The organism is Trujillonella endophytica (genome assembly GCF_900110555.1).
In the GTDB taxonomy this organism is placed as follows: domain Bacteria; phylum Actinomycetota; class Actinomycetes; order Mycobacteriales; family Geodermatophilaceae; genus Trujillonella; species Trujillonella endophytica.
In genome coordinates this window covers 564,018-576,406 of the sequence record NZ_FOEE01000001.1, presented here as the reverse complement: position 1 = coordinate 576,406, position 12,389 = coordinate 564,018, and the positions used below count along the sequence as shown (strand labels likewise).

Here is a 12,389-nt window from a genome sequence, read left to right as displayed (position 1 = left end):
CGAGCCGATCAGGCCAGCAGGGTCGACGCCCCACCGCCTCGGGATCGCGGCCGTCCACTGCCTTCATGTGACGCCCGGCCCAACTGGTTCTCGGACCCTTCCGGACTACCCCCGGACCGCCGCCGACGACGGGCGGCTCGCACCGCGGATGACCAGCGCCCCCAGCGCCGCCGCCGCCGCGGTGGCTGCCAGCACCAGGAAGGCAGCGGTGTATCCACCCTCCGCGGGCACGCCGTCCGAGCCGGCACCTGCCGTGACCACGGTCGTCGTCACCGCGGTTCCCAGGCTGCCCCCGATCGTGCGGAGGTTGGCGTACATCCCGCCGGCGACCCCCGTCCTGTTCTGCGGCACGCCGGACACGACCACGTTCGCGAGCGCAGCCTGGCTCAGGCCCAGGCCGGCCCCGGCGAGCACGAGCGCCACCTGGACATGCCAGAGCTGGTCGTGGGCGAGCGCGAGCGTCGCGTACCCGGTCGCGCCGACGAGGGCCGCGACCACCAGCACGCGCCTGAACCCGATCCGTGCCGCGAGCCACCCGGCGCTCAGGCCGAGGACGAACGAGGCGGCCGATTGCGGCAGCAACAGCAGGCCCGACTCGGTGTTCGATGCCCCGAACCCGTATCCCGCCGACGGGTCGGTCTGGAGTAGTTGAGGCACGAGGACCAGCGCAGCGAAGACACCGAAGAAGAGGAGGACAGCGACCAGGTTCGCCGTCCACACGACCCGCAGCCGCATCAGCCGGAGGTCGATGAGCGGCTGCTCCGACCGCAGCTCCACGGCCCCCCACAGCGGCGCGAACACGGCAACGCAGGCCAGCAGCCCAAGCACCGTGGGTGACGTCCAGCCCCGGGTCGGGGCCCAGCTGACTGCGAGCAGCATGCAGACCAGCCAGCCCGTCAGGAGCGCCGCCGCGAGCCAGTTGATCCGCCCGGGAGCGCGCACCGTTGACGGCGGCACCACCCGATACGCGGCGACAGCCGCCACCAGGACCGCGATCATCGGCAACCAGAACAGCCACGGCACGCCCAGGAGCCCCACGACCGGTCCGGCCAGCGTCAGGCCGGCCGCCGCGCCGAGCGCCAGCATGGGGGACAGCGCGCTGATGGCCCGGGGCACCGCGCGGTCGGGGAACACGTCTCGCACGATGCCGAACGCCAGAGGGGCAACCGCCGCACCGAAGCCCTGGAGGACGCGGCCACCGATCATGAGCGGCAGGGAGGTGGCCGAAGAACAGAGCAGGCACCCGGCGCCCAACGTTCCCAGCGAGACGACCAGCATCCGCTGCCTGCCGTGGATGTCGCCCAGACGGCCGACGATCGGCGTCGCGACGGCGGATGCCAGGAGGTTGCCGGTGATCAGCCAGGACACCCCGGACTGGGTCGTCCCGAGGCGCTCCTGGAGCGTCGGGAGTACGGGCAGCACCATCGACTGGAGCAGCGCGAAGGTGAGCACGCCGACGGCGAGCACCGCCAGGACCGCGCGGCGCGAGGGGCCGGGCGCCGCAGAGCCCGTGGGGAAGCCGCCACCGGTCGCGGCCGTCTCGGGAGGTTCGCTGGACCTCAGCCACATCTCGCGCCTCCCCCGAGTCCGTCGTCGTTGCGGCCGGCGCGGATCCGGGGACCCGGGACGCGACCGGCGTCGGTGTCGCCTCGGACGAGCGCTGCGGGATCCCGTCGTGTCGGGCCCACGGCCGGGCCGGGGGGGCGCCGTCGGGCGATGGGCGCCCCGGGCAGCTACCGGGAGTTGTCGGCCCCAGGTCTCCGGGCCGTGATGGCCCCGAGGATCCCGTCCTCGGCCCGCCCGGAGGGATAGCCGTCCTCGTGGATCGTCGACCAGTGGGCGTGGTTGAGCTCGTGCAGGGTGAAGCACGCTCGAAGCGCGTTCTGGAACCCCATCATGTCGACGGACTGGTTGACCGACTCCTTGACCAGCAGCGCGGTCACCGTGGGCAGCGCGGCGATCCGGCGGGCGAACTCCAGCGTCCGGTCGTCCAGCTCGTCGGGGGCCACGACCTTGCTGACCATGCCCAGGGCGCGCGCCTCTCGGGCGTCGATCGAGTCGCCGGTGAGCAGCAGCTCCTTGGTCTTTCGCGGCCCGAACTCCCACGGATGCGCGAAGTACTCCACCCCGCACATCCCCAGCCGCTGCCCCACGACGTCGGAGAACACGGCGTCGTCCGCGGCGACGATGAGGTCGCACGCCCACATCAGCATCAGGCCCGCGGACATCACGTTGCCGTGCACCTGCGCGATGGTGATCTTGCGCAGGTCGCGCCACCGGCGGGTGTTCTGGAAGAAGTAGCGCCACTCCTGCAGGAACAGCTTCTCGACGCCGAGGCGCGTCCCTCCGTCGATCTGCGTGGTCGGGTGCTGGTCCGGCCCGGGCAGGTACTCGGCCATCGCCTGCTGGGAACCGGTGTCGTGCCCGGCCGAGAACATCGTGCCCTCGGCGCCGAGGATGACGACCCGCACCCGGTCGTCGGCCTCGGCGGCCCGGAATGCCCCGTCGAGCTCGACCAGCAGCCCGCGACTCTGCGCGTTCCGCTGGCGCGGGCGGTTCAGCTTGATCCGGACGATCGCGCCGTCGTCCAACATCTCGGTGGTGATGAACCGGAAGTCGGTCATGGGGTCGGTTCCCTTCATCGGCAACGAGGGGCTCAGAACTGCTGCGGTCCCTCCTGGAGGCGGGCGAGCAGTGCGGGGCCCGCCGGATCGCCGTCCAGAAGGTAGTTCTGCCGGTGATCGATCTGCCACCCGCCCTCCGCCTTCCGGGACAGCTGGATCCGGGAGGCGCTGAGCCGCCAGACGGAGAAGCCCGTCTCGCCCTTCCGGACCACCATGGTGTGGCACGTCGCGACGGCCCGGTCGCCGTCGATCACCACGTACGGCAGGGTCGAGACGTGGGCGCAGCCCGCCTCCACGAGACCGACGTGCACCTCGTCCTGGGTGATCGCCGCGATCCGCTCGCGCCCCTCGAAGGCCGGCATGTCGGCGACGGCGTACACCGCGTCCTCGGCGTAGAGGGATCCCACCGCGTCGGCATTGCGGCCGTCCATCGCGTAGCCGTAGCCGCAGATCAGCTGGTAGATCGCCAGCCGGTCCTCGACCGCGCGCAACCGCTCCTCGACCGAGAGCTGCCCGTTCTCGCTCATGTCCCCTGCTCCCCTGCTGCTCAGCCGACCATGACGCCGCCGGCGTCACAGTTGATGGATTGACCCGTGATGGTCCGGCTCTCGTCGCCGGCGAGGAACAGCGCAAGGTTCGCGATGTCCTCCGGCTGGGAGATCGTGCGCAGCGGCACCGCCTCCAGGGCGGTCACCTTCCACTCCTCGAACTCGATGCCCTGCTCGGCCGCCATCCGCCTGCCCCAGTTCGACCACAGCTCGGTCTCGATGCCTCCCGGGACCAGGCAGTTGCACCGGATGCCGTATTCCCCGACCTCCAGCGCGATGGTCTTGGTCAGCGCGCGCAGCGCCGCCTTGGCCGACACGTAGTGGGTCTTGCGCGGGATCCCGTTCCACGCGGCGGTCGAGGAGAAGTTCACGATCGACCCCGTCCGGCGCTCGAGCATCGACCGGTTGAGCACCTCGCGGGTGCACAGCATCGCGGCGGTCAGGTCGACCGCGAGCGTGGAGTTGAAGTTCTCGACCGTCTGCTCCCAGACGTAGAGGTCCTTGCCCGGGGCCGCGGCGTTGTTCAGCAGGATGTCGACCTGGCCGAACTCCTCCATGCACCGGTCGACCATCGCCCGGACGTCGTCCTCGTTCGTCACGTCGGCGCGCATGCCGATCGCGCCGTCCCCCGCCTCGGCCGCCGCCTGCAGGACCAGCTCCTCCCGGCGGGCCGACAGCAGCACGCGCGCGCCCTCCCGCACGAACCGCTTCGCCATCACCGGACCCGTGCCCGTGCTCGCTCCCGTGATGATCGCGACCTTGCCCGCGAGCCGTCCGTTCTCGTTGCCCATCTGTCCCCATTCCGGATGCGCCGGTGCACGCCGAGCCGCTTCCGCAGCCGCTGACCTAACAGGCGTTAGGTTAACTGGCGTGTGGCGCAGACCACCAGGGCGGAGCGGGGATCGGGCGCGAACTACGCGGCGAAGATCCGGTCGAGCACGTCGGAGACGAACCGCTGGACCCCGGCCGAGAAGTTCCCGGGCCGGTGCGGGGCGGTCTGGGCCAAGGCGATCCGACCGTGCGCGATCGACAGGACGAGCAGGACCGTCGTGTGGGCGTCCGCTGCCGGGAGCGAGCGGCCCGCCGCGAGCATCGCCTCCACGCACTCCAGCACGTTGCGGTACGCGGGCTGGACCGGGCCAGGCAGGTCCCGGGCGGCCTCCGCGTCCAGCGGCTGCAAGGCGAACAGCAACTGGTAGCGCGAAGGGCGCTGCATGGCGTAGGCCACGTAGGCCGACATCTGCTCCTTGAGGACGGCCAGCGGCTCCTGCTCGGCCGGCCGCCCGGCACTCTCCCGCATCGCGTCGCCGAGCTGCTGCCAGCACTCGCGCACGACGTCGGCCATCAGCGTTCGCGCATCCGGGAAGTGGTCGTAGACCGAGGGTGGCGCCACCCCGGCCTCGCGGGCGACCATCCGCAGACTCAGCCCGCTCGCCGGGGACCGGTCCAGGACACGGAACGCCGCGTCCAGAAGCTCCAGGCGGAGACGACCCCCGGCGCCGCGCTGGTTGGGCTGCCTCTGCTGCACGTGCACTCCCCTGCCCCACCGGCCGACGTGCTCGCGGCGACGAGGGCCGTCGCCGCGACGGTCGGGCGAGTCTAGGTTCGACGGCATCGACTCCGGTCGGCCTCCGACCGGCCCGGGCCGGGACCCTCAGTGCAGGCGGCCGGCGACCGTCTGGGCGGCCCAGAAGCCGCCGTCGACCGGGAGGTCGGCGCCGGTCACGTAGGACGCGGCGTCGCTGCCCAGGAACAGCAGCGGACCGACCTGCTCCTCCGGCGTCGATCGGCGCCCGCTCGGCTGCTCCACGGCGGCGAGAGCTGCGGCCGGGGTGACCGCCTCGATCGCCGCGAGCATCGGCGTCTGCACCGAGCCCGGGCTCGCGACGTTCATGCGGATCCCGCGCCCGATCAACTCGGCCGACGCCAACATCGTCCAGACGGTCAGCGCCTCCTTGGCGAACCGGTACGCGTGCCCGGCCTCCTCCCGATGCGCCGCGTACCAGGCCAGCCCCGCCTCGAAGGTCGGCGTTCCGACGAACTCCCGCACGAACGCGCTCCTGGTCCGCCAGGCGAACCCGCCGTTGGACGACACGTTCACGACCGCGCCGCCGGGGCCCATGCGCTCCAGCATCCGCTCGGTGAGCAGCCGCGTCCCGAGGAAGTTCACCGCCACGACGACGTCCGGGTCGAGCATCGGCACGACGCCGGCGCAGTTGAACAGCACGTCGACGGGCCCGCCGAGGCCGGCCTCCGCCTCCTCGATGGACGCCGGGTCGGCCAGGTCGAGCTCGCGGAACGATGCGAGCCCCTCCCCCGACCCGGTGAGTGCCGCGCCGTGGACCTCGGCGCCGAGGTCCACCAGCGCGCGGGCCAGCGCCCGGCCGATGCCCGACGAGGCACCGGTGACGACGACGCGCCTGCCGCGGTAGCCGGGAAACGTCACGACCCCAGCGCCCGGACGTCGGGGTAGCCGGTGATCTCCCAGCCCCCGTCCACGACGAGGGCGGTTCCGGTGACGTAGCGGGCGTCGTCGCTCGCGAGGTACAGGCACGGGCCGGCGACTTCGTCGGGATCGGCCGCGCGCCCCAGCGGGATGCGGGCGAGGAAGGCCTCATGGACCCGCGGCCGGTCGAACACGGCGGCCGTGCCGGGGGTCCGCACGAGCCCGGGCAGGACCGAGTTGACCCGGATGCCGTCCTCGGCGAGCTCCAGCGCGGCGGTGCGGGTCAGCATCTCCACCCCGCCCTTGCCGGCGGCGTAGGAGCCGCCACCCCGCATCGGGACGTGGGCGTTGAGCGACGACACGTTGACGACGGCTCCCCCACCGGCGGCGCGCATCACCCGCGCCTCGTGCTTGACGCTCAGGAACACGCCCTTCAGCACCAGGTCGACGGTGGCATCCCAGTCGGCCTCGGTCAGGTCGACGATCGGGCCCGGGCGCGCGCCGCCGGCCACGTTGAACGCGAGGTCCAGGCGCCCCCACGCGTCGGTGGCGGTGGCGACCATCGCCTCGACGTCGGACTCCACCGTCACGTCGGTCACGACCCCGCGGAAGGCGGCCCCCAGGTCGCCCGCGAGCGCCTGCAGGCGCTCCGCGGAGAGGTCCCCGCCGATGACCTGCGCCCCCTCGGCCACCAGCCGCCGCACGACCGCTTCACCGATGCCCGAGGCCGCCCCGGTCACCACCGCGACCCGCTCGTCGAACCGCGCCACGCCGCTCCCCGTCCCTCGGTCCGCCCGCCGACCCGAGTCTTGTGCAGGCACCCGCACGGAGCAATAGTCGACGTCGAAGTCGAAACCGGTGACCGGGAAAGGACGACCATCGTGAGGATCAACGGCGGGACCGCCCTGGCCCGGTCACTGGCGTCGCTCGGCGTCGACCGCGCCTTCGTGCTCCACGGAGGCCACCTCGACGCCTTCCTCGTGGCCTGCCGCGACGCCGGCATCGGCCTGACCGACACCCGGCACGAGAACACCGCCGGGCAGGCGGCCGCCGCGTACGCCCGCGTCACCGGGGGCGTCGGCGTCTGCGCCGTCACCTCCGGGCCCGGCTTCACCAACTCGCTGACGGCCATCGCCGACGCCCACCTGGACGCCGCCCCGGTGCTGGTCATCTCGAGCTCACCGCCGCTGCGCGAGGCCGAGACCAACGTGCTGCAGGGCGGCATCGACCAGGTCCTCATGGCCGCGCCGGTGACCAAGTGGGCCCACCGCGTCACCCATGTCGAGCGCATCCCCGACCTCGTCGACAAGGCGCTGCGCATCGCCCGCTCGGGGCGCCCGGGCCCGGTCTACCTCGAGTTCCCCATCGACGTGATGTTCGGCCCGCTCGACGACGCCGACATCGAGCTGCCGCGCCCGCCCGGCCTCGTCACGCGGCCGGCGCCCTCACCCGCGGCGGTGGATCGGCTCCTGGAGATCCTCGCCGGCGCGCAGCGGCCCGCGATCATCGTCGGCGGCGGCGCGCTGTTCTCCCCCGATTGCCCCCGCGAGCTCGCCGCCTTCGCCGAGCGCACCGGCATCCCGGTGTTCTACGGCGCCAAGGGCAACGGCGTGCTGCCCGCCGCCCACCCGCTCAATGCCGGACCGGTCGGGGTGCTCGCGGCGGCGGCCGCCGTCGCCCAGCAGCCGCCGGACGTCGTCGTGCAGCTCGGCGCCCGCGGCGGCATCTTCCTGGGCGGGCGCGGCGGCGCGATCGTGCCGCACGCGGCGACGCTGATCCAGATCGACGTCGACGGCGCCGAGATCGGACGGATCCGCACCCCGGAGCTCGCCGTCGTCGCCGACACCGGCGAGACGGTGGCCGCGCTCAACCGGGCCCTCGACGCGCGTCCCGTGACCGCCCCGCCGAGCTGGGCGGAGCTGCTGCGCGAGGTCCGGAAGGGCACGCTCGCCCGCTTCGACGACGCCCCCGAGACCACGGAGAACGGGTTCATCCACCCGCATGCGGCGGCCAGGGCCGTGCTCGGCGCCCTGGACCCCGACACGGCGATCATGTTCGACGGGGGCGAGACGCCGTCCTGGATCATCCCGCTGGCGGCCTCCCCCGGTCCCGGCCTCTTCGGCGGGAACGGCTACCTCGGCACCCTCGGCGTCGGCCCCGGCTTCGGCATCGGGACAGCGGTCGCCCGACCCGGCCGGCCCGTCGCGGTCATCACCGGCGACGGCGCCGCGGGCTTCCACCTCACCGAGTTCGACACCATGGCCCGGCACGACCTGCCGATCGTCACCGTCATCTTCAACAACGCCGGCTGGGGCATCTCCAAGCACGGCCAGGAGCTGGTGTTCGGCGCGAAGAACACCACGGTCGTCGACCTGGCCCGCAGCGCCTACCACGTGGTCGCGCAGGGCCTGGGCTGCGCCGGCGTCGTCGTCACCCGCGTCGAGGAGATCGCCCCGGCGATCCGGGAGGCGCAGCGCAGCGGCGTCCCGACCTGCATCAACGTCATGACCGACCCCGAGGTCATGCACCCCAACGTCGAGCGCATGGTCGGCTTCACCGACAGCGAGGACGAGATCGCCATCCCCTACTACGAGAACATCCCCGTCCCCCGCTGAGCCCGCGCCGACGCCCGGGTGGACGGGCGTCGCGAGTCCTGCGCACTCGTGGCGATCGGCCCGTCATGGCCCCGAGTGCGCAGGACTCGGCGCGCGCCGGCCCGATCCGCCGGAACTCAGGAACCGACGGGCCGCCAGCGGAGCCGCCCGTCGTCCGACCGCGCGGTGACGCCGGGCAGGCCCACCGGCTCGCGCCGGCCGTCGGTGAGCAGGTCGAGGGTCGCGCGGTCCTCGCGCGGGACCCGGGCCAGCACGCGCTCCCCCGCCGGGTTCCGGCAGACGGCGACGGCGTCGGCGGGCTCGCCGGCCCCGTCGTAGGGCACCTGGTAGGTCTCGAGCACGACCTCGCCCTCGTGCGCGTCGGTCAGTGGCGGCAGCGGCCCGCGCAGCGCGTCGGCCTCGGCCTGGGCGTCCGGATCGGCCACCCGCGGCTCGCCGGCGGCCGCCGGCGCCGACAGCACGAGGGTGTGGTTGTGCGTGCAGTGGCCGCCGTTGGCGTACAGCAGCCCGTGCCGGCCGCCGTCGCGCAACCGGCGGACCATCGCCGCGGTCGCGTGGGTCATGTAGTTGCCGATCGGCCCCCCGCCGAAGGTCAGGCCGCCGTGCACGGTGACGGGCCGGTCGAGCGGCCGGCCGAGCACCCGGCGGGCCATCTTCGGCACGCACGGGAAGCAGGAGTAGAGCTCGACGGCGTCCAGGTTCGCCGCCGTCAGGCCGTTGCGCTCCAGCGCCCGGGTGAGCGACACCCGCATCCCCGGCGGGGTGGTGAAGTCCGCCCGCGCGAGAGGGTCGTCGGGCTCGTGCGCGGCCGCGCCGGACCCGACGGCGACCAGCCGCGCGTCCGGGATCCCCGCCGCCCGGGCGAGCGCCAGGCTGGTGACCAGCACCGCCGCGCCCTGGTTGACCGAGGGGTTGGCGACCGTGAACTTCGTGTACGGATGGCTGATCCGCCGGTTGCCGGGGCCGGCGTCCAGGATCTCGCCGGGCGTGCGGGGCGTCCGGAGCCAGGCGCCCTCCGCCCCGGCCGCCACCTCGGACATGAGCGCCCAGATCCGCCCGGTCTCCTCCTGCGCCTCGGCGAGCGTCTGCCCCCACGCCGCCCGGGTCGCCTGCTCGTACAGCGGATAGATCTCCGCCGGGGTGACCAGCCCGTAGGCCGAGCGCAGGTCGCCGGCGGTCCGCCGGGAGCCGGCGAACAGCTCGCTCGTGCCACCGGCGGCGCGCGCCCGGGCCGCGGCCGTGCGCAGTGCCTCCCCGCCGACGACCGCGCAGACCGCGGCGTCCCCGGCGGCGATGCGGGCCGCCGCCTCGTCGAGGAACCGCACGGGGGTGTCCCCGGAGGCCTCGGCGGCCTCGGCGATGCGGCCGGCCGGCAGGCCGAGCTCCGCGGCCAGGGCCTCCGGGACGTCGAGCTCCCGGAACGAGATCTGCGGAACCACGAGCAGGCGGTCGCAGCGGTCCAGGAAGCCGCCCCCGGCATCGGCGTCGGCGGCCCGCAGGGCGGCGGCCATGAGCCCGGCGGAGTCCAGCCCCGCCTCCGGGACGGCCGGCCGGTCGTTCACCTCGCCCACGCCGACGACCACGGGGATCCGGGCGGGATCGGGCAGCACGGGAACCTCCGGGGACGCGGGCGACGGCCGACGCCCCACCCTCTCGCACCGGGCGCCGGGTGCGAGAGGGTGGGGCGGATCCGACGTCGACGTCAGGAGGACGACGAGATGCCCGACCGCTCCGCGCCCGCATCCGAGCCGGTCCGCTTCGAGGTCCTCGGCGAGCACGTCGCCCTCGTGACCCTCGACCGGCCCGAGAAGCGCAACGCCGTCAACGGCGCGGTGGCGCGGCTGCTCGAGGACGCCGTCCGCCGGGCCGACGCCGACCCCGACGTCCGTGCCGTGCTGCTGGTGTCCTCCCACCCGCGGGTCTTCTGCGCCGGCGCCGACCTCTCGCAGATCGGCGCGGGCAACACCGAGGGGCCCATGGAGACGGTGGAGGGCGGCTTCGCCGGCTTCGTCCGTGCCCCCCGGCGGACGCCGTGGATCGCCGTCGTGGAGGGCGCCGCCCTGGCCGGGGGCTTCGAGATCGCGCTGGCCTGCGACCTGCTCGTCGCCTCCACGGCCGCCACCTTCGCCCTCCCCGAGGTCACCCGGGGGCTGCTGGCCACCGCCGGCGGGGTGCACCGCCTGCCGCGGGTGCTGCCCCGCAACGTGGCGCTGGAGATGATCGCGACCGGCGCCCCGCTGGACGCGGCGCGCGCGCACGCGTTCGGGCTGGTCAACCGGCTGACCGAGCCGGGCGCGGCCCTCGCGGCCGCCGCCGAGCTGGCCCGCGGCATCGCGGGCAACGCGCCGGTGGCCGTCCAGGAGGCGCTGTCCGCCGCCAAGGCCGCCGCTGGCCTGCCCGACGCCGAGGGACAGGCGCTGGTCGAGGCCGCCATGGCCCGCCTCCGCGGCACCGAGGACTACGCCGAGGGTCCCCGCGCCTTCCTCGAGAAGCGCGCCCCGCGCTGGACCGGGCGCTAGGCAGGCCGGTACCGCAGCAGCGTGAACCCGGGATAGGTGCCCGCGTCGAAGACCGGGGTCAGCGCCATGCCGATCCGCACGTCGTCGGGGTCGGCGTGGACCAGCGTCGTCGGCACCCGGACGCCGATGCCGAGCTCCGCGACCGCCAGTACCGGCCGGTGCAGGTGTGCGAAGTGCGGCGACACCGGCGCCTCGGCGACGGTCCAGGTGTAGAGGGTCGCGGCCGGGTCCACGGTCCGCCACGCCAGGTCCCGGCCGCCGCAGGACGGGCAGAACGGGCGCGGGTAGAACACCCAGCCCGCGCACGACGAGCACGACTGGACGGCGACCTCGCCGCGGGCGAGCGCGTCCCACCAGGGGCGGGCGATCTCGGTGACGACCGGGGGCGCGCCCGCGCTCACGCGGCGGCCCGCAGCACCAGCGCCACCTGCTCGCTCATGACGCCGCCGTTCCCGCTGACGAAGACCGTGCCGCACCCGGGCACCTGCCGGTGCCCGCACCGGCCCGCCGCCTGCCGGTACCCCTCCACGACGTGCGTCATCCCGCCCGCTCCCCCCGCCTGGCCGAAGCCGAGTTGGCCGCCGTTGGTGTTCAGCGGGAAGTCCCCGCCGGGCCCGAACCCCCGGGTGCGGAGGAACTCCATCCCCTCCCCCGCCGGGCAGAAGCCGGCGGCCTCGAGCGCCAGGAGCACGGCGATCGTGTAGCAGTCGTAGACCTGGGCGGCGTCGACGTCAGCGGGCCCCACGCCCGCCATCGCGAACGCCGTCGCCGCCGCCTCGCGCAGCGGGACGTCGAGCAGGTCGCGCGCCCAGTGCGGCGACTTCGTGGCGATCCCCTCGCCGTAGCCGGCGAGCTCGACGGGCCGCGACCGCGTCCGCGCGGCCACCGCCGGGGAGGCCAGGACCACCGCCGCCCCGCCGCGCACGGGGCGGACGATCTCCAGCAGCCGCAGCGGCGGGGCGATCATCCTGCTCGCCAGCACGTCGTCCTCGGTCACCGGTTGCCCGAACGTGATCGCGGCGGGGTTCGCGCAGGCGTTGCGCCGCTGCTGCACCACCAGGCGGGCCATCGCGCGCGGGTCGTACCCGCGCTCGTGCGCGTACCGCTGGGCGATCAGGGCGTAGGGCACGTTCTGCCCGAGGTGGCCGAGCGGGATCTCGAACTCCGCCTGCGGGGAGCCGGGCAGGTAGGACGACGCCCCGAAGCTGCGCCAGTCGCCGTCGGGCGCCGGCGGCGGGTAGTTGCCCGGGTACACGCAGACGACGACGTCGGCGACGCCCCGCTCGATGGCCGCGCCGGCGCGCCACACCATCCCGGCCGCGGTCGCCCCGCCGAGGTCGGGGGCGTCACCGAACCGCAGCCGCACCCCGAGGTACTCCGCGACGGTCGCGGGGAGGAACTGGTCGCTGACGTAGACCCCGCGCACGGAGAGCCCGTCGAGGTCGGCCAGGGTCAGACCGGCGTCGGCCAGCGCGAGCAGCACGAGGTCGGCCGCCTGCTCCAGGGTGGTCGCGGTGGGCGCCTGCGAGAAGCGGCGGGCCGGGTACTCGGCCGCACCGACCAGCCGGGCGCGCAGCGGCGGGCGGTCCCCTGCGCCGGGTCGGGAGTCCACGGACGGAGCTTCGCAGACCGCCGCC

General features: G+C 74.4%; 12 protein-coding genes. 2 read left to right on the top strand and 10 right to left on the bottom strand.

All coding sequences use genetic code 11. The annotated features are described in order from the left end of the window. Nucleotides 1-105: 105 nt before the first annotated feature. The 7 genes from BMY88_RS02735 to BMY88_RS02705 all read right to left on the bottom strand — a co-directional run bounded on the left by BMY88_RS02735 (nt 106) and on the right by BMY88_RS02705 (nt 6,388). On the bottom strand, nt 106-1,569 hold the full coding sequence (locus tag BMY88_RS02735; protein ID WP_091939781.1) for an MFS transporter: 1,464 nt from the start codon (nt 1,567-1,569) through the stop codon (nt 106-108). Nucleotides 1,570-1,733: 164 nt separating this feature from the next. Then, nucleotides 1,734-2,624 carry an enoyl-CoA hydratase gene (locus tag BMY88_RS02730; protein WP_091940049.1) on the bottom strand — a complete coding sequence of 297 codons (891 nt, stop codon included), beginning with the start codon at nt 2,622-2,624 and terminating at the stop codon, nt 1,734-1,736. A gap of 32 nt (nt 2,625-2,656) precedes the next feature. Continuing rightward, nucleotides 2,657-3,151, bottom strand: a complete 495-nt coding sequence (locus BMY88_RS02725; protein ID WP_091939779.1) for a nuclear transport factor 2 family protein — start codon at nt 3,149-3,151, stop codon at nt 2,657-2,659. A 20-nt stretch (nt 3,152-3,171) separates the two neighbouring features. Beyond that, nucleotides 3,172-3,963: an SDR family NAD(P)-dependent oxidoreductase gene (locus BMY88_RS02720; RefSeq protein ID WP_091939777.1), complete on the bottom strand. Its 792-nt coding sequence runs from the start codon at nt 3,961-3,963 to the stop codon at nt 3,172-3,174. A gap of 122 nt (nt 3,964-4,085) precedes the next feature. Continuing rightward, entirely contained in the window at nt 4,086-4,700 is a 615-nt protein-coding gene (locus BMY88_RS02715) for a TetR/AcrR family transcriptional regulator (protein ID WP_170860925.1), read from the bottom strand. Between the two features lie 126 nt (nt 4,701-4,826). Next, nucleotides 4,827-5,618: a coniferyl-alcohol dehydrogenase gene (locus BMY88_RS02710; protein ID WP_170860924.1), complete on the bottom strand. Its 792-nt coding sequence runs from the start codon at nt 5,616-5,618 to the stop codon at nt 4,827-4,829. Next, entirely contained in the window at nt 5,615-6,388 is a 774-nt protein-coding gene (locus BMY88_RS02705) for an SDR family NAD(P)-dependent oxidoreductase (RefSeq protein WP_091939770.1), read from the bottom strand. The genes BMY88_RS02710 and BMY88_RS02705 overlap by 4 nt, the downstream gene beginning before the upstream one ends. A gap of 111 nt (nt 6,389-6,499) precedes the next feature. Here BMY88_RS02705 and BMY88_RS02700 point away from each other — a divergent pair, with 111 nt between their 5' ends. After that, on the top strand, nt 6,500-8,233 hold the full coding sequence (locus BMY88_RS02700; RefSeq protein WP_091939768.1) for a thiamine pyrophosphate-binding protein: 1,734 nt from the start codon (nt 6,500-6,502) through the stop codon (nt 8,231-8,233). Between the two features lie 116 nt (nt 8,234-8,349). On the opposite strand, the gene BMY88_RS02695 is transcribed toward BMY88_RS02700, so the two are convergent. Then, complete coding sequence (locus tag BMY88_RS02695) at nt 8,350-9,843, bottom strand: hypothetical protein (protein ID WP_211435439.1); 1,494 nt, start codon at nt 9,841-9,843, stop codon at nt 8,350-8,352. A gap of 108 nt (nt 9,844-9,951) precedes the next feature. On the opposite strand from BMY88_RS02695, the gene BMY88_RS02690 reads away from it, so the two are divergent. Further along, the gene (locus BMY88_RS02690) at nt 9,952-10,752 is read left to right on the top strand and encodes an enoyl-CoA hydratase-related protein (protein ID WP_091939766.1); all 801 of its coding nucleotides are present in this window, start codon (nt 9,952-9,954) and stop codon (nt 10,750-10,752) included. On the opposite strand, the gene BMY88_RS02685 is transcribed toward BMY88_RS02690, so the two are convergent. Continuing rightward, a complete protein-coding gene (locus BMY88_RS02685) occupies nt 10,749-11,153 on the bottom strand; it encodes a Zn-ribbon domain-containing OB-fold protein (RefSeq protein WP_170860923.1) in 405 nt (134 codons plus the stop codon). The two genes, BMY88_RS02690 and BMY88_RS02685, sit on opposite strands and share 4 nt — an antisense overlap. Then, nucleotides 11,150-12,364, bottom strand: a complete 1,215-nt coding sequence (locus BMY88_RS02680) for a thiolase family protein (RefSeq protein ID WP_211435438.1) — start codon at nt 12,362-12,364, stop codon at nt 11,150-11,152. Before BMY88_RS02680 ends, BMY88_RS02685 begins: the two co-directional genes overlap by 4 nt. Between the last annotated feature and the right edge of the window lie 25 nt (nt 12,365-12,389).

Bases quoted from the DNA above. Each gene is read 5' to 3' on its own strand.
- BMY88_RS02735 (WP_091939781.1), bottom strand. From the start codon at position 1,569: ATGTGGCTGAGGTCCAGCGAACCTCCCGAGACGGCCGCGACCGGTGGC.
- BMY88_RS02730 (WP_091940049.1), bottom strand. From the start codon at position 2,624: ATGACCGACTTCCGGTTCATCACCACCGAGATGTTGGACGACGGCGCG.
- BMY88_RS02725 (WP_091939779.1), bottom strand. From the start codon at position 3,151: ATGAGCGAGAACGGGCAGCTCTCGGTCGAGGAGCGGTTGCGCGCGGTC.
- BMY88_RS02720 (WP_091939777.1), bottom strand. From the start codon at position 3,963: ATGGGCAACGAGAACGGACGGCTCGCGGGCAAGGTCGCGATCATCACG.
- BMY88_RS02690 (WP_091939766.1), top strand. From the start codon at position 9,952: ATGCCCGACCGCTCCGCGCCCGCATCCGAGCCGGTCCGCTTCGAGGTC.